General features: G+C 38.4%; 21 protein-coding genes. 10 read left to right on the top strand and 11 right to left on the bottom strand.

The genetic code is table 11. From position 1 onward, the window contains the following. Positions 1-80: 80 nt before the first annotated feature. From CA265_25235 to CA265_25220, 4 genes are all read right to left on the bottom strand, one after another. Positions 81-1,598, bottom strand: a complete 1,518-nt coding sequence (locus tag CA265_25235) for a hypothetical protein (GenBank protein ARS42788.1) — start codon at positions 1,596-1,598, stop codon at positions 81-83. A 173-nt stretch (positions 1,599-1,771) separates the two neighbouring features. Then, positions 1,772-2,512, bottom strand: coding sequence for an LPS export ABC transporter ATP-binding protein (locus CA265_25230; GenBank protein ID ARS43123.1), 741 nt, complete (start codon positions 2,510-2,512; stop codon positions 1,772-1,774). A gap of 87 nt (positions 2,513-2,599) precedes the next feature. Continuing rightward, positions 2,600-4,300 (bottom strand): single-stranded-DNA-specific exonuclease RecJ, encoded by a 1,701-nt coding sequence (locus tag CA265_25225; GenBank protein ID ARS42787.1) that lies wholly within the window; start codon positions 4,298-4,300, stop codon positions 2,600-2,602. 102 nt (positions 4,301-4,402) lie between these two features. Then, positions 4,403-5,728 carry a sulfatase gene (locus CA265_25220; GenBank protein ARS42786.1) on the bottom strand — a complete coding sequence of 442 codons (1,326 nt, stop codon included), beginning with the start codon at positions 5,726-5,728 and terminating at the stop codon, positions 4,403-4,405. 108 nt (positions 5,729-5,836) lie between these two features. On the opposite strand from CA265_25220, the gene CA265_25215 reads away from it, so the two are divergent. Continuing rightward, a complete protein-coding gene (locus CA265_25215; GenBank protein ID ARS42785.1) occupies positions 5,837-6,607 on the top strand; it encodes an MBL fold hydrolase in 771 nt (256 codons plus the stop codon). 217 nt (positions 6,608-6,824) lie between these two features. Here CA265_25215 and CA265_25210 read toward each other — a convergent pair whose 3' ends face one another. Next, positions 6,825-7,412, bottom strand: coding sequence for a lipid-binding protein (locus CA265_25210; protein ARS42784.1), 588 nt, complete (start codon positions 7,410-7,412; stop codon positions 6,825-6,827). A 318-nt stretch (positions 7,413-7,730) separates the two neighbouring features. Between CA265_25210 and CA265_25205 the strand changes: the two genes are divergently transcribed. The 4 genes from CA265_25205 to CA265_25190 all read left to right on the top strand — a co-directional run bounded on the left by CA265_25205 (position 7,731) and on the right by CA265_25190 (position 9,858). Next, positions 7,731-8,180: a hypothetical protein gene (locus CA265_25205; GenBank protein ID ARS42783.1), complete on the top strand. Its 450-nt coding sequence runs from the start codon at positions 7,731-7,733 to the stop codon at positions 8,178-8,180. Between the two features lie 53 nt (positions 8,181-8,233). Next, the gene (locus CA265_25200) at positions 8,234-8,713 is read left to right on the top strand and encodes a hypothetical protein (protein ID ARS42782.1); all 480 of its coding nucleotides are present in this window, start codon (positions 8,234-8,236) and stop codon (positions 8,711-8,713) included. Between the two features lie 6 nt (positions 8,714-8,719). Continuing rightward, positions 8,720-9,037 (top strand): hypothetical protein, encoded by a 318-nt coding sequence (locus tag CA265_25195; protein ID ARS42781.1) that lies wholly within the window; start codon positions 8,720-8,722, stop codon positions 9,035-9,037. Positions 9,038-9,264: 227 nt separating this feature from the next. After that, on the top strand, positions 9,265-9,858 hold the full coding sequence (locus CA265_25190; protein ID ARS42780.1) for a hypothetical protein: 594 nt from the start codon (positions 9,265-9,267) through the stop codon (positions 9,856-9,858). A 246-nt stretch (positions 9,859-10,104) separates the two neighbouring features. Here CA265_25190 and CA265_25185 read toward each other — a convergent pair whose 3' ends face one another. The 4 genes from CA265_25185 to CA265_25170 form a co-directional block, all read right to left on the bottom strand. Next, complete coding sequence (locus CA265_25185) at positions 10,105-12,981, bottom strand: glycine dehydrogenase (aminomethyl-transferring) (GenBank protein ARS42779.1); 2,877 nt, start codon at positions 12,979-12,981, stop codon at positions 10,105-10,107. A gap of 365 nt (positions 12,982-13,346) precedes the next feature. Continuing rightward, on the bottom strand, positions 13,347-13,910 hold the full coding sequence (locus CA265_25180; GenBank protein ID ARS42778.1) for a hypothetical protein: 564 nt from the start codon (positions 13,908-13,910) through the stop codon (positions 13,347-13,349). Between the two features lie 104 nt (positions 13,911-14,014). Continuing rightward, positions 14,015-14,920, bottom strand: coding sequence for an EamA family transporter (locus CA265_25175; GenBank protein ID ARS42777.1), 906 nt, complete (start codon positions 14,918-14,920; stop codon positions 14,015-14,017). A 125-nt stretch (positions 14,921-15,045) separates the two neighbouring features. Next, positions 15,046-15,762 (bottom strand): pyridoxine 5'-phosphate synthase, encoded by a 717-nt coding sequence (locus CA265_25170; protein ID ARS42776.1) that lies wholly within the window; start codon positions 15,760-15,762, stop codon positions 15,046-15,048. Positions 15,763-15,845: 83 nt separating this feature from the next. On the opposite strand from CA265_25170, the gene CA265_25165 reads away from it, so the two are divergent. From CA265_25165 to CA265_25155, 3 genes are all read left to right on the top strand, one after another. Beyond that, on the top strand, positions 15,846-17,480 hold the full coding sequence (locus tag CA265_25165; protein ID ARS42775.1) for a glycosyl transferase: 1,635 nt from the start codon (positions 15,846-15,848) through the stop codon (positions 17,478-17,480). A 1-nt stretch (position 17,481) separates the two neighbouring features. Then, positions 17,482-17,862, top strand: coding sequence for a glycosyl transferase family 2 (locus tag CA265_25160; GenBank protein ID ARS42774.1), 381 nt, complete (start codon positions 17,482-17,484; stop codon positions 17,860-17,862). A gap of 1,124 nt (positions 17,863-18,986) precedes the next feature. After that, on the top strand, positions 18,987-19,967 hold the full coding sequence (locus CA265_25155; GenBank protein ARS42773.1) for a polysaccharide deacetylase: 981 nt from the start codon (positions 18,987-18,989) through the stop codon (positions 19,965-19,967). Between the two features lie 162 nt (positions 19,968-20,129). Here CA265_25155 and CA265_25150 read toward each other — a convergent pair whose 3' ends face one another. Together CA265_25150 and CA265_25145 are read right to left on the bottom strand one after the other, a co-directional pair. Beyond that, positions 20,130-20,471 (bottom strand): hypothetical protein, encoded by a 342-nt coding sequence (locus tag CA265_25150; GenBank protein ARS42772.1) that lies wholly within the window; start codon positions 20,469-20,471, stop codon positions 20,130-20,132. A 299-nt stretch (positions 20,472-20,770) separates the two neighbouring features. Continuing rightward, positions 20,771-22,087, bottom strand: a complete 1,317-nt coding sequence (locus CA265_25145; protein ID ARS42771.1) for an adenosylhomocysteinase — start codon at positions 22,085-22,087, stop codon at positions 20,771-20,773. 436 nt (positions 22,088-22,523) lie between these two features. Here CA265_25145 and CA265_25140 point away from each other — a divergent pair, with 436 nt between their 5' ends. Beyond that, on the top strand, positions 22,524-22,979 hold the full coding sequence (locus CA265_25140; protein ID ARS42770.1) for a hypothetical protein: 456 nt from the start codon (positions 22,524-22,526) through the stop codon (positions 22,977-22,979). Positions 22,980-23,229: 250 nt separating this feature from the next. Beyond that, positions 23,230-23,658, top strand: coding sequence for a histidine kinase (locus CA265_25135; protein ARS42769.1), 429 nt, complete (start codon positions 23,230-23,232; stop codon positions 23,656-23,658). Positions 23,659-23,660: the final 2 nt, after the last annotated feature.

Here is a 23,660-nt window from a genome sequence, read left to right as displayed (position 1 = left end):
TGTTGCACTGAGCCTGTCGAAATGCGCTAATAAAGTCTTCGACAAACTCAGACTGACAAAATAAATGAGGTTTATTAAATTTAAGAAGATTTCATCATCTCTAAAATATCATCAACGTATTTACGTTCATTGGCTAAACGTGGCACCTTGTGTTGCCCGCCAAGTTTATCTTTCGCTTTTAACCAATTGTAAAAGGTATTTGCAGGTGCATTGTGTACTTTAGGTCGTGCTAAGGCCATGTCTTTAAAACGTTTCGCATCATAATCAGAATTAACTTCACGTAAAGTCTGATCCATAATATCTACAAACTTCTCAAAGTCGTTGGGTTGTTTGTCGAATTCGATGATCCATTCGTGTCCACCCGCTTTTTCACCTTTAAAGTAAATTGGTCCGGCGGTATAATCTTTAATTTCGGCACCCGTTTCCTGGCAAGCTTTGGTTAAGGCCTGTTCTGCGTTATCAATAATTACTTCTTCACCAAAAGCATTGATAAAGTGTTTGGTGCGTCCGGTAATTTTGATGCGGTAAGGAGAAAGCGAGGTAAACTGAATGGTATCGCCAATCATATAACGCCATAAACCACCATTTGTAGAAATCACAATGGCGTAATTTTTATGCAATTCAACTTCTCCCAGCATTAACGCCTTTGGATTTTCTTCACAGATATTCTCCATCGGCACAAACTCATAGAAAATGCCATAATCCAGCATCAGCAACATCTCTTCTGAATGATCCTGGTCCTGAATCCCAAAAAATCCTTCAGATGCATTATACGTTTCCAAATAATACATTTCATTGGATGGGATAAGCTGTTTAAACTGTTCGCGGTAGGGAGCAAAATTTACCGCACCGTGGATATACAACTCGAGATTTGGCCAAACTTCCAGTAAATTCTGCTTTCCGGTAAGCTCGAGCACCTTTTTGGCCAGTACAATCGTCCATGTGGGTACGCCCGAAATACTGGTTACATTTTCGTTGATGGTGGCTTCTGCCATTCTATCCATCTTAATTTCATAATTGTCCATCAAGGCGATAGACATATCGGGTGTACGGTAATATTCGGCCCAGATAGGTAGGTTTTTGATCAGTACGGCAGATAAATCGCCATAAAAACAATCTTCATTTAACTGATTAACCTGATGGCTACCGCCTAAAACCAAACCTTTTCCGGTAAACATCTGGTTATCGGGGCGGTTATTGCAGTAAATGGAAAGCATATCTTTACCACCTTTAAAGTGGCACTCTTCCAGCGATTCTGGAGAAACCGGGATAAATTTACTTCTATCGCTCGTGGTACCTGATGATTTTGCAAACCATTTGATATCAGAAGGCCAAAGGATATTCTGTTCGCCATTGAGCATGCGCTCAATGTAAGGCTTCAGTGTATCGTAATTCTGGATTGGAACACGTTCCTGATATTGTTGTGGGGTTAAGATGGTTTTATAATCGTACAATTTGCCCCATTCGGTATTTTCGGCACTATCAATCAAGGTATGAAACCACTCCTCCTGAACGTCGTACGGATATTTCATAAAAAGCTCGATCTGGTGGATCCGCTTTTTCATTAACCAGGTAAAAATTGAATTTACAAATGCCATTTTTAAATGTTAAAATTAATGAGCTTCATTTTACCACAGATTTTCACAGATAAGCACAGATTTTTATACGGCGTAAATAATTTTATAGCAGTTTGTTTTAACATCGCGATTAGGCAACACCCCAAAATAGAATTTGTTTGTCGGCAGAAATACTTTTGTTGCTGATTAATTTATTAAACATCAAATTTCTTACGTTTCAGTACGAAGTTCGATCCAAGATAAACTTTTCTTACCATTTCGTTCTCTGCTAACACCTCCGGAACACCCTGTTCTAAAATTTTACCTTCAAAAAGCAGATAGGCCCTATCGGTAATGGAAAGTGTTTCCTGTACGTTGTGATCGGTAATTAAGATGCCTATATTTTTATGTTTTAGTTTGGCAACAATACTTTGAATTTCCTCCACCGCAATCGGATCTACCCCGGCAAAAGGTTCATCCAATAAAATAAAATTAGGATTTGCAGCTAAAGCACGGGCAATTTCGGTACGGCGGCGTTCACCTCCTGATAATAAATCACCACGGTTTTTACGTACTTTATGCAAACTAAACTCATTAATCAGCTCTTCGAGTTTATCTCGCTGCTCCTCCTTGCTCATATTACTCATTTCCAAAATGGCCAGAATATTATCCTCAACGGTAAGTTTTCTAAAAACCGATGCTTCCTGAGCCAGATAGCCGATGCCTTTTTGCGCCCTGCGGTACATCGGATCTTCGGTAATATCTTCATCCTCTAAAAATATACGCCCCTCATTTGGTTTGATCAGACCTACAATCATGTAAAATGAAGTGGTTTTCCCGGCCCCATTGGGACCTAAAAGGCCAACAATTTCTCCCTGGCTTACATTGAAGGAAACATTATTTACAACGGTACGCTGTTTATATTTTTTAACGAGATTTTCGGCTCTTAATATCATAATTGATCTATCCGTCATCCTGAATTTATTTCAGGATCTTAAAAATTAGATGCTGAATCAAGTTCAGCATGACGATTTATTTTATAGTTAATTAACTTTTATTCCTTTAATATTTAACTGCAAGCGTTTTTTATCTCTCCACACGTTTTCTTCTAACGTATAACAAACCGAAAATGGCACTTTTGGTTGTAAAAGATTTTCAAATTCTGCCAGCCCAAATGCAATGCCTTCAAAAATAGGCGAATTTTGTTGTTTTATATTAATTTTTAAATGATTTGCACCAACAGCCATGGCATGCTGTGCGAGATATACGTTATGGGTAACAAATATTGGCGCCATATTTTCGGGTCCAAAGGGTCCCATTTGCGATAAAACGCGATAGAATTTACCATCAATCTGCGCCAGCTCAATTTCAGCATCAATCCTGATCATCGGCGTAAGCAGTTCTTCCGTGATACTAGCCGATACTATTTCTTCAAATTTATCCGCAAAAGCATCAACATTATGTTGCTGCATGGTTAAACCTGCTGCAAATTTATGTCCGCCGTATTGATCCAATAAATCGGCACAACCACTTAAAGCTTCATATAAATCGAAACCCACTACCGACCGGCAAGAACCTGCTACATGTCCGTTAGATTTCGTGAGTACAATTGTTGGGCGATAATATTTTTCAGTTAAACGCGAAGCTACGATTCCGATTACTCCTTTATGCCAGTTTTCGTTAAATACAACGGTCGTTTTTTTATTGATTAAAATATCACTTTCGCCAATTAAAGCCAGCGCCTCGCGGGTAATGTCCTGATCGTAAGTTTTACGCTCCGTATTTTTAAGGTTGATCAGTTCACTTTGCTCTAATGCATTACTATCTACCTGGCAAAGCAACATGGCTACCGCATGTTTCGCATGGTCTATTCTTCCGGCGGCATTAATGCGCGGACCTAAGGTAAAAACCACATCAGTAATGCTGTAATTTTCGGTTTTGCCCGAAACTTCCATCAGGGCGCGTAACCCTTCGCATGGATTGGTATTTAATTTTCTTAAGCCGTAATAAGCTAAAATCCTGTTCTCGCCCACTACCGGAACAATATCAGCCGCGATGCTTACCATCACTAAATCTAAATATTGCAGGTAGGTTTCTTTCGGAAGCTGATGTTTTTGTGCATAAGCCTGCGCAAGTTTAAAACCAATACCGCAGCCTGCAAGTTCTTTAAAAGGATATTCGCAATCTGAACGTTTAGGATCTAAAACAGCAATGGCCTGCGGCAATTCATCTCCAGGCAAATGGTGGTCACAGATAATGAAATCGACACCTAAAGTATTGGCGTAATCAATTTTATCGATAGATTTTATACCGCAATCTAATGCGATGATCAGCGAGAATCCATTTTCACTTGCATAATCAATCCCGGCCGTAGAAATCCCATAACCTTCCAAATATCGGTCAGGAATGTAATATTCTATATTTTTGGTGAGCTGAGAGAAAAAACTGAAGGCTAGTGCAACCGAGGTGGTACCATCTACATCATAATCGCCATAGATTAGTATTTTCTCCTGGGCAGCCAATGCAGCTTCAATTCGGGCAACAGCAACATCCATGTCCTTCATCATAAAAGGATCGTGCAGATGATTAAGATCTGGCCTAAAGAAATCTTTCGCCTGATCGAAATCACAGATATTACGCTGTACAAGTATTTGCGCAAGCGAGCGATCTATATTAAGTTGTTCTGCTATTTTTGTTACCGCAGCATCATTACAATCTGATGCCAGCACCCATCTTTTTTCCATTTATTCTGTCTCCGAACAGTAAATATACATTTTAATTGGATATGATGTTGGCATTCTTTGACAGGATGGTGAACAAAACCTTCAAAAACAAAATGTTACATTTTACTTCGAATTTCCGGGGTAAGCCTGATAAAGCTTTATCAAATGTGCTTTCTGATCGGCATATTTGACATCATCAATTAAGTTTACACGCTCTGCCGGATCCCAAGATAAATTGTACAGCTCAGTCAGTTCTTTATCGTCTTTTTTCGTAATCCTCAGTTTCCAGTCCCCATCTTTTACCCCTTCTAAAACGTAATTATGGTAGTAGATGGGGCGGTGCGGTTTATTATAGTCCTTATTGGTAAGCAGAGCTGAAACCGACTCACCATCGTATACTTTTTGGGGTAATTTACTTTTGGTCCAATCGGCTAGTGTAGGGAAAACATCTAAATTTGAAATGGGTTTGGTTAACTGGGTATTGCTAAGGGTATGGCCTTTCCAGTACACAATAAAAGGAACGCGGTGCCCACCCTCGTAAGATATACCTTTGGAACCTCTAAAAACGCCGGCTGAACCCACGTGGTAAAACCTGGTAAAACCATCGTCGTACATGCGTTGTGGCGCATTAATCCAGGGACCATTATCGCTCGTGAAGATAAAAATGGTATTGTCGGCTTGACCGGAAGCGACCACTTGTTTCCATATGGCAGCTAAACCTGCATCCATATCTTCGATCACATCACCCAGTTCGCCACCTGCGGAAGGGCTCTTCCTACTTTTCTGTGCGGCAAAAGCTACGGGTAAATGTGGCATATTTTGCGCCAGGTAAAGAAAAAATGGCTTTTTGGCTGCAGCACTTTGTTTAATAAACTTAATCGATTCCCTGGTGTAAGAACTCGTTAAAATACTATCATGAGGTTTGTAAATCTCTGGTTTATTATTTCTAAAAATCTTGATTGTGGTATCGGTTTTAACATAAGGAGCCCTGTAATCGTGGCTATACAACAGGCCATAAAATTCATCAAAGCCTTTTTTATTTGGTAATGAAACACCATGATCGCCCAAATGCCATTTCCCCACTAAAGCAGTGGCATAACCCGATTGTTTAAGCATCTGCGCAATGGTAACTTCATCTTCAGGTATTCCACGTTTATCACCCGGACCAATTGGCCACGGCAAATCCATCCTGCTGCAATATCTTCCTGTAAGCAACGATGCCCTCGATGGTGTACAGGTTGGTGAAGTAGTAACAAAGTTGGTGGCTTTTATTCCTTTAGCGGCCATTCCATCTAAAAACGGCGTTTTAATCAGTGGACTTCCATAACACGAAATATCAGCATAGCCCATATCATCGGCCAATACAATAATTACATTTGGTTTTTGCTGTGCTTTTAACTGTGTAGAAAAACTGATCGCCAGCAGAAGAATTAAGATTCGAAAATTCATGCCTGAAATTTAAGCATCATATTTTACAAAAAAAGGAAGTATCCAAGCTTTTACCAAAACAATACTCAAGTTTAGATTATTACCTTTGTAGAAACATTAAAGATCGATATTTTGCAAGTTCACACCCTATTCGAAGGTACCTATTCTGTTGATGCAACAAAGAAATTTGTTCCTTTCGACCCAGCCATACATCATTTTAAAGACAGACCCGCATCGCTATTTATTAACGTTCAGCCTTTTTTAGTTGAACTGAACAATGACCTTGTTCTTTTTGACACAGGTTTAGGATTTAGTGATGACCATGGCGAACTCATTTTACACAAAAACATCCGTAATGCAGGTTTCGATCCTACTGATGTAACCAAGGTATTAATGTCGCACTTACATTACGATCACTCTGGCGGTATGATCCATAAACAGGGGAACGATAAAGTGGAACTTAGCTTTCCTGATGCAGAGTATGTAATAAACCGTGGCGAATGGGAAACTGCTTTTAGCAGTACCTCATCTTCTTATCATACCGATATTTTCGATTTTGTTCAGCGTAACGCACAATTAAAATTTGTAGAAGGCGATGGCGCATTGGATGAAACCATTGCTTACGAATTTACTGGCGCCCACTGCCCAAATCACCAGGTTTTCCTTTTAACTGAAGGCAAACAAAAAGTATTTTTTGGAGGCGATGTTTTGCCAGAACCTGAAGAACTGGTTAAAAATTTTATTGCCAAATACGATTTCGATGGCCGCAAGGCGATGGAATTACGCAAAGAATTTGGTAAAAGAGCTGCTGAAGAAAACTGGGAATGTTTATTTTACCATGGCAAAAGTGCCGCAACCGGCTTTGTAGATGCCGTTGAGGGTGGATTTAGGATAAGGTAGGTTTAGGGTTTAGGGTTTAGGGTTTAGGGTTTAGGTGAAACAGACCTATAGTGGATTTAGTATCAGTTGAGGCTAAGCCAGCAATTTATTATTTTCCTTTTATTGCCTATAATTTCATTGTTGCCTGCTTCAAGCTGGCACATTACAAAAAAGGTCCCGATGAACATCGAGACCTTTTGCTTTTCAAGCCCTCCCATTAAAGAAGGGGTTGGTTGGATTATTTTTTTGCTACTAATTTCACAGCTAATTCGAAGTTATCATCAATTGCTTTGTCGCCAATGCTATCGAAGAATGATTTAGAACCGTAACGGATATCATATTTAGTTCTGTCAACAGTGATTTTTCCGGCTAAAGCAGAAACAGTACCATCTGCATTTACAGTTACAGTTGCAGGAAAGCTTAATGGTTTAGTAATGCCTTTGATGGTTAAGTTACCTGTTACGGTTAGGTTTGCACCTGAACCAGCCACTTTAGTAATTACAAAAGTTGAAGTTGGGAATTTAGCAGCACCGAAGAAATCATCTGCTTTTAAGTGACCTTCTAATTTAGCACTACCATCGGCATCTTTGATAGAGTTCATATCGATAGTAAAAGTACCACCAGTTACATTTTTACCATTAACGGCTAAAGTACCTGATTGTAATGCGATTGTTCCATTGTGAGAACCTGTTACTTTTTTACCGATCCAGGTAATGGTCGATTTTGCTGCATCTACAGTATAAGTTACTGGTTTAATAGGGTTTTTAAAAGCTGACAATGCTACAACTGCCACTAATAAAAAAATTGAGCTAATTTTTAATTTCATTTTCTGGTTTTTTATAATTTGATACAAATATAGATTAACACCCGATCTCCTGTTGTTGACCTATGTTAAGTTTTTTCAAAAATAATCGGATTTATTTAAAATCATTCTATTGACTGCACAATTATAGCAATGGTTTAATTTGTTTACTTTTTTATGTGAATATAGAAAGGTAGAAGGCCGAAGGCTTAAGGTAGAGGGTTTCCTTGGCATCGCCTAAAAAATGCAAACATGTACTATCTGCCTATCATGCTCAATTTTATTCTATACTGTTCATAGAAAAAATAATCTTCTATATTTGGAAAACAATATCAGACGCTCATGAAAAATAAAATTTATACCTCATTATATTTATTCAGCTTATTATTCATTGCAACAAGCTGTAATTTCAACAGTGCTTATTTAAACCGCGAAGAAGATAAAAAAGAAGGGGAGAAAGTAGCCGATCAATTTTACGCGCTACTTCAGCAAAAAGATTTGAAAAAATTAAGTCCGATCCTGAGCAATCAATTTAAAGCAGTAACCAGTACACAAAAGTTACATGACTATTTAATCGGAACTATAAACAAGTTAGGCGAAATAAAAAGTAAAAAATTAGATCACTGGGAAACGAAAGTAATCAGAGGCTCAAATCCATCTGCCAATTATGTGCTATATTATGTTGTAGAAAGGGCAAAATTTCAGGCAAAAGAAACCGTTACCTTAACCGCAGAAAACGATCAGATTAAAGTTTTAGGCTACAATGTTAATTCTGAAGGTTTATTTAAATAGGAAGTATTTTATAACCCTAACAACATTTATTAAGGAAATTACATTTACTATAAATGACTGATCCTAAAATAATGTCACCGTTCAAATATAAATTTTCAACTGCAATTAGCCGTCCCATCAACGAAAATGGATATGCAAAAGAAATCCAGGTAGTGAAGGAATATATAGACGAAAGAAAGGGAAACATTATTTTAAAGAACAACTACGAACTTACCTTTAAGGGTAGTTATTCTAAGTGGAGGGGAGATATTTGCACTACAGTAGAAACAGGTAGTTTTACCATTAGTGAAAAAGGAGGAAAACTAAACCTTGTTTACCGTATCCAAATAGATCCGGCTATGGTCTATCTTACTGCTATTGGTCTGACATTTTTGATTATATTTCATCAAGCTTGGTTCATTGGGATGCCCTTTATTTGGCTTGGAGGAGTGAATTGGATTACCACTTTAACAAGAAATAATTCGATGATGTATAATATCGCTTTTGAGATCGATAAACTCAGCCATAATATAAGCCCAAAACCGTTAACCTAACTCAAAATGCCAAAGAAAAATTTACCCGATAATTTAAAAAACGGCATTGAAGCACTTTCAGGTATTTCAATGGATGGAGTGAAAGTACACACGAATTCGGATAAACCTGCGCAATTAAATGCTTTAGCCTATGCCCAGGGTGCTGATATTCATATAGTGGCTAATCAAGAAGAACATTTACCGCACGAAGCATGGCATGTAGTGCAGCAAAAACAAGGCAGGGTTAAACCAACGGCTCCGTTAAAACCCAACATAAATATTCATGATAATGCTGGTTTAGAAAAGGAAGCCGATGAAATGGGGGCAAAAGCAACCAATATTTAATCATGGGTGTCCGAGTTGCTCATAGCTCCCACCCAATTAAATATAGTTCCCGTCTAGTTGGTTTGGACTTCAAACCTTTCCTAAACCTGACAGCAGCGATGAAAAACTGACATTCATTTCCAAAAAAATCTGCAAGCTTTATGAAATGAATTCATAAAACTTATAGATGAATAGAATATAAAAACATATACTTTATGGAATATGAGTTTTACCAACATCAATAAAATATGAAAAAAGCAACAATCCTTTTAGTATTTTTCACACTATCTAGCCTTGTAACACTAGCACAAAAGTCGTCAAAAATCGAAAAACAATTTCTGGAGTGGTTTTTTATAAAAAACTTAAAAATCAAAGATGATCATATACTTTATGTCTCAAAAAGTTCGGTTTATACTATCAAAGAGATGAAGAAGTATTTTGACAAAGACACTTTAACAGGCTTAATTTTAAGCAGGAAAATAACGGTTGCTCCCCAAATTATTTACACCAAAAATGAAAGGAAATATGTGGTGCGTAAAATAGAAAAATTAGAAACTGAAACTTTACCAGACAATATCTTACCATTTGCAAAAATCATAAGCTCAGATACCTTAAATCATATTTTCAACGATCGAACCAAGGGTTGGAATTACGCTTATAAAAAAGGAATTAAGGGCTATTATCATTTTACCAAACCCATTTTTTTCAGAAATGGCACACTCTGCATTTTTGACTATGGCTATGGTTGTGGTAATCTATGTGGATATGGAAATACCAGCGTTTATAAAAAAACAGAGGATGGCTGGATCTTGTGTCTACAGTTAGATAACTGGATAAGTTAATTTGCTTATAGAGATCAATTTTTGATGACTGAGTAATCTTAACAAGGTTCTTACTTCAATTCTAAACCCAAAAAAAAACAACATTCATTGGCAAAAAAAATCTGCAAGCTTTATGAAATGAATCCATAAAACTTGCAGATGAATAGAATATGTTCGTGGCGACACGAACCTAGGCGGCGTTTTGAGGGGAAATATGGCGATGGAAAGAAAAACCTTAAACCCTCTACCTTTCCGCCTTCTACCTCACTAAGGTACGATCTCTTCCAGGTAACTTTCAATTGGCGGGCAAGCACAGATCAATGCCCTATCACCATGACTATCGTTAACACGACCAACTGAAGGCCAGAACTTGCGCGCTAACACATAAGGAAGCGGGAACGCAGCTGTTTGACGGCTGTAAGCATGATCCCATTCGTTAGCGGTAATTACCGAAACCGTATGAGGTGCGTTTTTCAATGGGTTATCAACCTTATCTAAAGTACCGTTTTCTACTGCGGTAATTTCGTTTTTAATCGCGATTAAGGCATCACAGAAACGATCTAACTCATGTTTAGGCTCTGATTCTGTAGGCTCAACCATTAAAGTTCCTGCAACCGGGAATGATACTGTTGGTGCGTGGAAACCGTAATCCATTAAACGTTTTGCAATATCCGTAACTTCGATTCCGAAAGCTTTGAACGAGCGGCAATCTAAAATCATCTCGTGTGCACAACGGCCCTGAGCGCCTGAATAAAGTACAGGATAATGTTGCTCTAAACGCGCTTTCATGTAGTTTGCGTTTAGAATCGCATATTTCGTAGCGTTGGTTAAACCTTCAGCACCCATCATCGCAATATAAGCGTGAGAGATGATCAGGATTGAAGCCGAACCCCATGGTGCAGATGAAACTGCGGAAATTGATTTTCCCTTATCAATATCAACCACAGCGTGGCCAGGAAGGTAAGGAACCAGGTGTTTAGCCACACCAATTGGGCCCATACCAGGACCACCACCACCGTGAGGGATACAGAAAGTTTTGTGTAAGTTTAAGTGACAAACATCGGCACCGATATTAGCCGGACTTGTTAAACCTACCTGTGCATTCATGTTTGCACCATCCATATAAACCTGTCCACCGTTAGCGTGGATGGTTTCGCAAATTTCGATAATGCTTTCTTCGAACACCCCGTGGGTAGATGGATAAGTTACCATCAAACACGATAGGTTATCTTTGTGTAATTCTGCTTTTGCTTTTAAATCTTCAACATCGATATTACCGTTTTCTAAAGATTTAACCACAACAATTTTCATATCAGCCATTGCTGCAGAAGCAGGGTTGGTTCCGTGAGCCGAAGCAGGAATTAAGGCTACGTTACGGTGGAAATCGCCTCTATCCTGGTGATAAGCGCGGATAACCATTAAACCAGCATATTCGCCCTGAGCACCAGCATTTGGCTGTAAACTCATTGCCGCAAAACCGGTAATTTCACTTAACCATTTATCAAGCTCATTGAAAACAGAATAGTAACCCAATACCTGATCAGCGGGCGCAAATGGGTGTATACGACCGAAGTGAGACCAGGTAACCGGAATCATTTCTGCCGTGGCATTTAATTTCATGGTACAGCTACCCAAAGCAATCATCGAGTGGCAAAGTGATAAATCTTTTGCTTCTAACGATTTGATATAACGCAACATTTCGTGTTCCGAATGGTGCGCATTAAAAATTGGGTGTGTTAAATAAGCTGAAGTACGTTGTAAAGCTGATGGAATAACGGTTTCTACATTTTCTGCTACCTCAACCTGATCAGCAGCAATAGCTTTAACTTTAGCAAAGATTTTAGCAATCAAAGCTACATCTTCGAAAGTGCTGGTTTCGTCAAACGAAATGGTTGCAACATTACCAACATAGTTTAAGTTGATTTCGTTATCGATACATCCTGAATGGATACCACCTTTTAAATCACCTAAATCGAAACGAATGGTATCGAAGTAAGCTGAGTTTAACTGCTCAAAACCTAAACCTTTTAAGGTAGAGGCGAGGCTGATGGCCAAACCATGTGTACGTTCTGCAATCGCTTTTAATCCTTTCGGACCGTGATAAGCTGCGTAAAAACCAGCCATAATGGCCAATAATGCCTGTGCAGTACAAATATTTGAGGTTGCTTTATCTCTACGGATGTGCTGTTCGCGGGTTTGCAAAGCCATACGTAAAGCGTAATCGCCATGGCTATCGATAGTTACACCGATAATACGACCCGGGATATTACGTTTATATTCTTCTTTAGTGGCAAAAAATGCAGCATGTGGTCCACCAAAGCCCATTGGTATACCTAAACGCTGGGTAGTACCTACCACTACATCAGCTCCCCACTCGCCCGGAGGCGTTAATAAGGTTAAGCTTAAAATATCGGCAACTACCGTTAATTTAATATTTTGATTGTGCAATGCCGATGCGAAATCCTTGTAATCGAAAACCTCACCGTTTCCTGCCGGATATTGAACAATTGCACCGAAGAAATCTTCAGTAGCTACGAAATCTAAGTGACTTCCGATAACCAGTTCAATGCCGTAAGGATTAGCACGTGTTTTTAAAATATCAATCGTTTGAGGGAAAAGCAATGCTGAAACGAAGAACTTCTTAGCCCCCTGGTTTTTACGCAAGCTATATTGCATAAACATCGCCTCAGCAGCAGCAGTACCTTCATCCAATAAAGATGCATTGGCAATTTCCATTCCGGTTAAATCGATAACCATCGTTTGGAAATTTAACAAAGCCTGTAAACGACCTTGAGCAATTTCTGCCTGATATGGTGTATATTGCGTATACCATCCTGGGTTTTCGAATACGTTACGTAAAATTACACCCGGCGTAATGGTATCATAATAACCTTGTCCGATAAAGCTTTTGAAAACTTTATTCAACAATGAAGTTTGTTTTAAAGCACCAAGATATTCAGTTTCTGATTTCGCTGCAGGCAAGTTTAAAGGCTGTTTTAACCTGATTGCCGTCGGAACAGTTTGTTCTATCAGCTCATCAATAGAATTTACGCCAACAGTTTGCAACATTTCGGCTGTATCTGCCTCATTTGGCGCAATATGACGATTTTGAAAATCTTCCTTGTAATGGATATTTAAGCTCATGCGGTATGAATAATAAATTTGCGTGCAAAGGTAGCAAAAACGAAGCTGTATTTTGCTATATATCAGTGTAAAAAAGGTGTCCTATTTACACTTAAAAGCGACAAAATAGGTAGATTTTATACGCAAGGCAAAAGACAAACGTTTGTTCGTTTTTATTTAAGGCGTAATTATTTAGAAAGCAGTGGCTGTACTAAAATTTAAGTTTGTTCCCGCTATCCGCTACAATCTTTTTGTTAATCTCTGTCATATTGAGTTGCTGCAAACAAAAAGGATTTTCGCTGCTATCGGGTTTAAAAATGTCGGGTACTACAAGAAACTTAGGTTGTAGGCGCAATTAGGTATACGCTTACCTTTAGTCTTTCAACCTATTTCTGCACCTTCCAGCCTTCATCTTTACTCAACTTTAATTTATAGGTTTTGGTAATGAAGTTGCTGTTTTTATTTGCGTCCTTATCGAATGGTTCGAAATCGGTACTTGTCATTTTAAGTGATACGGTAACTTTTGCCGTGCTCGAATTAACCTGCGAAAAATCTACAGGCTTTTCATCGGCCAAAACATATTCTACCACTTTTACAGTTGCTTTATCACCATCCTGCTTTAAAACCAATGGACTCGCTTTATCGGTTAAGGTAATCTGGTAAACGAAACTGCTATCTTTTGAAAGGAATTTCTTTTTAGCTGCTTTCAAATCCAATGTCACCAGGCCTTTGCTGGCTAAAGTTTTATATTTACCCAGTTCAAACATATCGTTTGTACTGTTAAACTTTATTTCCCCAAAGTTGAAACGTGTAGTTTTATACTCAGGATTAGCTTTTAAATAATCCGTGATTACCGCTCCGGCTTCATCCTGGTTAATGGTGGTTTTGTTTTTACATCCGGCTAAGCCGATGATGATAAAGGATAAAATATAAATAGTTAGTTTTTTCATGTTTAAATGCTTTATGCTTTTTAAAGATATTTATTTTTTTGATAAGTCGGAGGTCAGGAGTCCGAAGTCGGAAGATTATTATTTCAAAAAATAACCTTATACCTTCAACCTTCCCACCCTCTACCTTTTTTCAAATATTTTAAATTTGGCAAAACCATCGCCGATAAAATTACCACCACACCAATCCACCTTAAAAACGATACCTGCTCTTGCAATACAAAACCAGCCATCATTACAGCAACAGGCAATTCTGCAGCACTTAATATCGAACTCATGGCTGTCCCAATTCTGGGTACACCTTCAGCAAAAAATAAAGGTGGAATTACCGTGCCGAAAACTGAGATGATTAATCCCCATTTCAATAAACTTCCGTTTAAAGCACCGTTGTATAAAAATGTTGGTGGAAAAATAATAAAGATGAGGATGCAGGCACCGGTAATCATCAGGGCGCTTTTTTGCAATGGAGCATATTCGTTTCCGATTCTGCCACTTAGCAACAAAAAGCCGGCATAACAGATTGCGGCCAATAAGCCAAAACCTATACCTTTTAAATCCATGCTTTCGATACTTGTTTCGGCCATTCCGCTCGCTAAAACCGTTCCACCCAAAACCAATAAAATGGCAAAAAGTTGTAAACCCGTAGGTTTCTTTTTAAAAATGAGGTATTCCATTAAAATACTCATCCAGATAAACTGCATCAGCAAAATAATGGCAACAGAGTTGGGTACAAGTTTTACACATTGATAGTAAAAGATGCTGACTAAGCCTGTACAGGTTCCGGCTAACACCATTTTCCACCAGGGTGTTTGGGGCACAATCGCTTTGGCTTTATAACTGGCGGTTCTACGCTGAAAGAAAAACAGCATCCATAAAATTACAGCCCCGAAAAAAGCCTGCGCCCCGGTAACATCGCCTAAAGTATAACCCTCGTGATAGGCCAGTTTAACAAAAGTAGAAAGGATGCCAAAACTACAGGCACCAAAAAAAACAAGGAGAATTCCTTTTAACATATATTTCGTTATTTAACCGCTAAGGGCGCTAAGTGTTTCGCAAAGAAGCTCAAGGCATCATTAAACTATGCACCCAACTTTGCGTTGCTTTGCGTCATTTTTCTTTGCAGTCTTTGCGGTTATAACTAAGCCAGCTGTTGTAAATATTTCTGAATGGTAGTTTCCAGCCCCAAATAAAGCGCATCGCTAATTAAAGCATGACCAATTGAAACTTCCAATAATCCCGGGATACTTTGTGCGAAATAATGCAGGTTATGTAAATCGAGATCGTGCCCCGCATTAATTCCCAAGCCTAGTTTATTGGCATGGTGCGCTGCAGCAATATAACTTACAATTGCTTTTTCGCGGTCGGCAAAATAATTATGTGCATAGGCCTCCGTGTACAACTCAATCCGGTCTGTCCCGGTTTCTACAGCACCTTCAACCATTTCTACCTGCGGATCAACAAAAATAGAAACACGTATGCCTTCTTTCTGGAAAACACCTACCATTTCTCTCAGGTAATCTTTATGTTTTAGGGTATCCCAACCGTGATTTGAAGTAATCTGACCTTCAGCATCGGGCACTAAAGTCACCTGGGCGGGTTTATTGGCCAAAACCAGGTCAACAAATTTATCTTCCTTACAATTTCCTTCAATATTAAATTCAGTAGCAATAACTGCTTTTAAATCGTAAACATCCTGATAACGGATATGGCGTTCATCCGGGCGCGGATGCACCGTAATTCCCTGCGCGCCGAAACGTTCGCAATCTAATGCAACCTTAACCAGATCAGGATTATTACCACCACGGCTATTGCGGAGTGTAGCAATTTTATTGATATTAACCGATAACTTTGTCATGCAGCAAAGATAAGGCTTTGCCCCTGTTAATCTTAAACCTTAAAAAAATTTGACTTTTTTTTGCTCATATTTGCTTCCTGTAAATGAACCCGAAGGACACCAGATTATATAAAATATTAATTGCGCTAATTGTAGCGGTGAGTACCTTGGCACTTTTTGGTGGCGTAATGGAACCCGATTCGGCACTTTACGCTTCTATCGCCAAAAATATGGTGCTGAGGAACGATTGGGTAAATATTTATGTACGTGGTGCCGATTGGTTAGACAAACCACATTTAACCTTTTGGCTGGCAGCTGCATCTTTTAAAATCTTCGGCATTACCGCTTTTGCATACAAACTTCCTTCTTTTTTGTTCGGATTATGGGGTGCCTGGTATGTTTACAAACTCGCAAAAGATATTTATAGCGAAAAAACAGGGTTAATGAGTGCGCTGATTTTTTTAAGTTCCCTGCATATCCTCATTTCCACTTTTGATGTCCGCGCAGAGGTTTATATCACCACCTTTACCCTGGCGGCTATTTATCATTATTACAAAGCACATCAGAGCACTTTCTGGCACATTGTTGCAGGTTCTTTTTTCGCGGCCTGTGCCATTATGATTAAAGGCATATTTGTATTGATTCCTGTTTTTGGAGGTTTTATTATTTACTGGTTATTAACCCGTCAGTTTAAACAGCTGTTGAAATTAAAATGGTGGCTGGCCATTATACTGATTTTCATTTTTATCATTCCGGAGTTATATACTTTATATGTACAGTTTGATTTACACCCGGAGAAAGTGGTATTCGGAAAAACCGGCGTTTCGGGCTTAAAATTTTTCTTCTGGGATAGCCAGTTTGGTCGCTTTTTTAATAACGGTCCAATAAAAGGTAAAGGGGATATTTCATTCTTTTTGCATACTACCCTTTGGGCATTTTTACCCTGGTCGGTATTGTTTTATGCGGCGGTGGTAAATCTTTTCAAAAAGAAAAACCGTATTGATTTACCTGCTGAAAGCATCATGATCTGGACCAGTGCAGCGATTACTTTTCTGTTGTTTTCATTGTCCAAATTTCAGTTACCACATTATATCTTGATTATTCTGCCACAGTTTGCCATCATAACGGCTTTGTATTTGCAAAAGTTGGAAGGCAACGCCCTAAAAGTATTTTGGTATACACAGGGTGTAATATTATTAATCTTATTGGTCTGCTTAATCGGTATTGGCTATTATTCAGGCTTCAATTTTGGCTATTATATCATTGCATTTCCACTTGTGGGTTCAATTCTGGGGATTTTCCGTAAGATAGGCCTACAATCGCTTATAATCAGGAGTGTAGTTGTTGCAGCAACAATCATGATTTTTCTCTCGGCATTTTTCTACCCATCGGTTTTGAAATATGAATCTGGCATGCAGGCAGGGATCTGGTTAAAAGAAAATTATCCGAAGGCCAAAGCTGCAGTATTGATGTATCCTGATGCGTATTCTTTCGATTTTTATGCCAATGGCGAACCCAAATATTTCTGGAGCTACGAGGATCTCAACCAATCGAAAGATGAAAAGGATCTGATTATCTATACTCCGGCATCAGAACTGGGAAGATTAAAAACAGAATACCATGCCGAAGTGTTAAAATCTTTTGAATATTACCACATCACAAAGCTTACTGGAAAATTTATCAATGCCAAAACTCGTCCACAGGTTTTAGAGCAGTTTTATTTGGTTAAAATACATTAACATGGATTTATTTTTCCGCATCTTAAAATTTGGATTAACAGGTTTCCTCGGAATGGCAATCGATTTCGGTGCAACCTGGTTATGTAAGGAGAAAATCAAGATAAACAAATACATCGCTAATGCAATCGGTTTTACCTTGGCGGTAACCAATAACTACCTCATTAACCGCGTATGGACATTCCAAAGCACCAATAGTCATTGGGGAACGGAATTCAGCAAGTTTTTAGTGGTGAGTTTAATTGGTTTGGGGCTAAACACCTTTATCATTTACCTCTTCCATCAAAGGAAAAATGGCACTAATTTTTATGTGGCTAAATTTTTTGCGATTGTAATTGTTTTCGTGTGGAATTTCTTGGCGAATATGCTGTTTACGTTTAGGTAAATTTTGTCTTCACCATTAAGGATTTAAGGTCATTAAGAATAGATCAACATAGCTTACCTAATTTATTATTGAACCACCTTAGTCACCTGAGTGCACCTGAGTTTCAAGCTTTAGAAAATATTATAAAGTAAGGTCCTGAAACAAGTTCAGGATGACGCTTGCCTTAGAAGATTTAATTATGTAATTGTTTTTGTGTGGAATTCCGTAGCGAATATGCTGTTTACGTTTAGGTAATTTTCCTTTTCAACATTAAGGATTTAAGGTCATTAAGAATAGGCTTGCCTAATATTATTATTGAACCACCTTAGTCACCGGAGTGCACCTAAGTTTCAAGCTTTAGAAAATATTTAAAGTAAGGTCCTGGAACAAGTTCAGGATGACGCTTATCTTAAAAGACTTAATTATGCAATAGTTTTTGTGTGGAATTCCGTAGCGAATATGCTGTTTACGTTTAGGTAATTTTTTTTCACCATTAAGGATTTAAGGTCATTAAGAATAGATCAACATAGCTTGCCAAATCCTATTATTATTGAACCACCTTAGTCACCGGAGTGCACCTGAGTTTCAAGCTTTAGAAAATATTTAAAGTAAGGTCCTGGAACAAGTTCAGGATGACGCATATCTTAGAAGATTTAGTTATGGAATTGTTTGTGTGGAATTTCTTAGCGAATATGCTGTTTACGTTTAGGTAATTTTCCTTTTCAACATTAAGGATTTAAGGTCATTAAGAATAGATCAACATAGCTTGCCAAATCCTATTATTATTGAACCACCTTAGTCACCGGAGTGCACCTGAGTTTAAAGCTTTAGAAAATATTTAAAGTAAGGTCCTGAAACAAGTTCAGGATGACGCTTGCCTTAGAAGACTTAATTATGCAATTGGTATATCACTATTGAACTAATGACAAGTGAACAAATGAACTAATGACCAATGAACTAATTTAAGTAACGTTTTTGCCAATAAAGTAGAATACCACAAGCCATATTAATCCTTTAATCAGGAAGAATAAAAACCCAATCAGCCCTACCCGCTTAAACCATAATTTTACTTTTTCTTTGTTCATGGCGATGTTTGTAAAGATAATGGATTTGGCTTAAATTAGAAAGATTTTAAATAAGGAAATATGAAGTTATCTAAATCTTTGCTCCTCACTATTTTTGGTATTTGTTTTTTAAGCATTGAAATTTTTGGACAGAATTTTGATGATGTTAAACGTTACAAAGTAAATTTTGCGGTTGCCACTCATGCTGGCCAAAAACTGATCGGGCTTAGAAGTTTCACCGCAAATAATCAAAAGTATTTACTGTTGGTTGATCCTGAAACTTTAGATACAAAAATCGACTTGGCGAGTAATTACACGACAAGTAGTTTACAGTTTCAGAATGTATTGGCCATTTTTAAAAATACGGCCTACATTAAATCAATCGAAGCCGCAGCAGCTAAAGATTTACAGCTCCAAAATGCAGGGATCGATCATGCCATTCCGAATGAAAAGGGCATAACCTTAACCATCGATCTTTGTCCATCGCATAAAGCTCTCGACAGGATTATTTTTCAATCTGTTTTTGATGAATTTAAAAAGATAGAACAGCCTGCGCCACTCGCAATTTCGGTTTCAGGTAAATGGATGTTAAAACACCAGGATGACCTGAACTGGCTGAAAAGTCTGGTTGCGAAAAAAGAACTGAATATTACCTGGGTAAACCATACCTACAACCACGAGGTGAATAAGTTACCCTTAGCTGAAAACTTTCTATTGGCCTCAGGTACTAATTTAGATGTAGAAGTATTGGAAAACGAGAAACTGATGATCAGAAATGGCCTGACACCTTCTGTATTTTTTCGTTTTCCAGGTTTGGTATCAGATCAGGCTATTTTAGAAAAAATTGAGGCCTATGGATTAATCCCGATTGGAAGCGATGCCTGGCTGGCCAAAGGACAACAGCCAAATGCAGGTAGCATTGTATTGATCCACGGCAACGGAAATGAAGAAATCGGCGTGAAAGATTTTATCCAGTTATTAAAAACCAGGCAGGCAGATGTGAAAAACAAACAATGGCTGCTGTTCGATTTACGACAGGGTTTGGAAAAGGAATTTGAATAACCTGCTTTTTTTAACCTCTTCTTATGATCGTCATTGCGAGAAGGTACGACAGCCTGTCCCGACCTTCCTGGGAAGCAATCTTAAAACGATCGCTTCACGGCTAAATCATTAAGATTGCTTCGTCGGCTGAAAAAGCCTTCTCGCAATGACGGTTTATTTGAACTATTTCTTAACCGGCAACAACTTGATTTCTTTGGCTTTGAAGCGGTTATTCACAATTTCGCCGGTCACTTCTGCTTTACTTATGGCATTGCAAAAGCCATGTTCGCCATGGGCATCGCCAAAATCGTCGATATTTTTCCCATCAACGAAATAAGGTTTACCATCTATTTTCACGGCTAACTCGCAATCTTTACCTTTCATTTTAAACTGGCATTCGCCACAGGCAATATCTACCGTTTGTTTGGTGATTACTTTTGCTGTTGCAGCTTTTTGAGGTGCGGTTTGTGCATGTGCAGAAACTGCAAATACACCAAGAACTAATGCAAATATTAAATTTTTCATCGTATTTTCTTTTTCCAAATGTAAGTTTTAAGCAGCAAAAGAACCACAATCTGCTGTAAAATAAACCTGATAGAAATGGATATACTTTTTGTTGTGCCTTCGACCATGCTTAGGATGACAACAAAAAGATTGGAATGAACAGCAGGGCTGAAAGCTCCGAAGAGCACTGAACTTACGTTTTCAAAAAAACAACTAAGGACACCCTCCGATAAACCGGAGGAAATAAAAAAAGGGATATGCAAATCTGCACATCCCTCTTAAACAATATCGACTCCAGACTCTCGACCGAAGACTCAGGACTAATACCTGTAAGTATCTGCTTTGAACGGACCTTCTACCGGTACACCGATATAATCAGCCTGGTGTTGATCCAAAACATCTAGTTCTACACCGATTTTTTCTAAGTGTAAACGGGCAACTTTTTCATCTAAATGCTTAGGCAAAGTATAAACCTTGTTTTCGTAAGCAGCAGTGTTGGTCCAAAGCTCTAACTGAGCCAAAGTTTGGTTGGTGAATGAGTTACTCATTACAAAACTTGGGTGACCAGTTGCGCAACCTAAGTTAACCAAACGACCTTCAGCTAAGATGATCACATCTTTACCATCAATGGTATATTTATCAACCTGAGGTTTAATTTCTACTTTAGTATCGCCATAAGCACCGTTTAACCAAGCCATATCGATTTCGTTATCGAAGTGACCGATGTTACAAACAATCGCTTTATCTTTTAATGCCCTGAAGTGTTGTTCGCGAACGATATCACAGTTACCAGTCGTGGTTACCACAATATCTGCTTCTTTAATTGCAGTAGCTAATTTTTTCACTTCATAACCTTCCATTGCAGCCTGTAAAGCACAGATTGGATCAATTTCAGTTACAATAACACGTACACCTTGTGAGCTTAATGATTCTGCAGAACCTTTACCCACATCGCCATAACCGCAAACCACAGCCACTTTACCAGCCATCATTACATCAGTTGCACGACGGATCGCATCAACCAATGACTCACGACATCCGTATTTGTTATCAAATTTAGATTTGGTTACCGAATCGTTCACGTTAATTGCAGGTAAGTGCAATGTTCCGTTTTTCATTCTTTCGTACAAACGGTGAACACCAGTAGTGGTTTCTTCTGATAAACCTTTAATGGCTGCAATTAGCTCAGGATATTTATCAAAAACCATGTTGGTTAAATCGCCACCATCATCCAAAATCATGTTTAATGGTTGTTGCTCCGGACCGAAGTGTAAAGTTTGCTCAATACACCAGTCGAATTCTTCTTCATTTAAACCTTTCCAGGCATAAACCTGAATACCAGCAGCAGCAATTGCAGCAGCAGCATGATCCTGAGTAGAAAAAATATTGCAAGATGACCAGGTAACTTCAGCACCCAGTGCAGTTAATGTTTCGATTAATACAGCCGTTTGGATGGTCATGTGCAGACAACCTGCAATACGCGCACCTTTTAACGGTTGTGTTGGACCGAATTCTTTACGTAAACTCATTAAACCTGGCATTTCTGCTTCGGCTAATCCGATTTCTTTACGGCCCCATTCTGCCAGTGAAATGTCCTTAACTTTGTAAGGGATATAAGTTGTCTCTACTGATGACATAATTATTTGTTTTTAAATGTGATGCAAAGTTACCACATCCCTTTGTGAAAGCCAAATAATTAAAAGCACAAGGTGGTTTACGGATTGTAAAATCTATTTACGATTATATTCAAAAATCTTATGGCCAAGCCGGAATACACCTGAAGAGATAGCCCATAATTTGAAAAGCAAAACCAGCAGTACTTAGGTCAGGTTCTGCCCTGCCATACACTATAGCTCCGATGAGGAATCGGAGGCTGACGTTCTTGTCAGGTTTAGGTTACATAAAACTGTGCTCCGTTTGTAGAGCAGAGATCAACCTAAAATAAAACTTTGATTTACAGGCCATTAAGACAAAAGGTAAATTTAAAAAGAAAATACAACAAACCAAGTATCGGAAGAATCGGTAATGAATTCCTAAGTCGGCTTTGAATTAGCCAGTAATTTATGACTAATTTTGGCCGTGAAAAAAACAGTAACGACCCTCTTAATTGCAGTTTCTCTCTTCGGCTGCAAAAAATATCCGTATGAATCAAGTTATGTAACTATAGCTTACGAAGTTCAAGTTGGGTACCTTGATGGACAAAACAACTGGGTACAACCAACATCACTGCCTGAAAATTTCGAAGCTGAAATAAGTTTTACCAAACCAGATGGATCAACTCAAACTGAGAAAATTTCTGGTAGCAATCTTGGTGCTGGGGAACAATTAGATTTCGACAAAAATGGGCCTGTCAAAGATTTAAACCTTACTTGGACCTCTAATTTTGTAGCTTCAAGATTCAGATTTAATTGTGTTATCAGGAGATCTTTCTCAGTTGGTAAAATTACAACAGGACTTCTAGCTTCAGCCAAGAATTCGTCCAACGGTTCTCTGCAGACCACTATAGATGCAAAACCACTTAAAGATTGATAAATATTTATTATTAGTTGGATAAAATGTAATTGAAAAGCAAAACCAGCAGTGCTTAGGTTTGGCTTGGTTCTGCCATACACTATAGCTCCGATAGAATCCCGATGTAAAATCGGGACGGAGGCTGACGTTCTTTTCAGGTTTAGGTTACATAAAACTGTGCTCCGTTTGTAAAGCAGAGATCAACCTAAAATAAAACTTTGATATCCAGCTAATTATTTCTTAAATTGTTATAATCAAATTAACAGTTATGAAAAGCGTAAAACACTTGTTAGATACCAAACAGGTACGAATTATCTCGGTATCAGAAAATATTTCTGTTTTAGATGCCTTAAAAGTAATGACAGAAAAGAACATCAGCGCGGTATTGGTCATGGAAAACGACCGGCTGCATGGCATTTTTACGGAACGCGATTACGCCCGGAAGATTATTCTTCAGGGTAAATCATCAAAAGATACCCTGATTAAAGAAGCCATGACGGCCAGCCCGATCACCATTAATTTAAGCGACAGTATTGATTATTGCATGGAGCTGATGACCGATAAACACATCCGTCATTTACCTGTTGTAGAAAATAACGAAGTAAAAGGAATGGTTTCCATCGGGGATGTGGTGAAGTTTATCATTGCTGATCAGAAACAGACCATTTCGCAGCTGGAAAGCTATATTAGCGGCTAATG

The sequence above is a fragment of the Sphingobacteriaceae bacterium GW460-11-11-14-LB5 genome, from assembly GCA_002151545.1.
In the GTDB taxonomy this organism is placed as follows: domain Bacteria; phylum Bacteroidota; class Bacteroidia; order Sphingobacteriales; family Sphingobacteriaceae; genus Pedobacter.
This window is presented reverse-complemented; position numbering and strand designations above follow the sequence as displayed.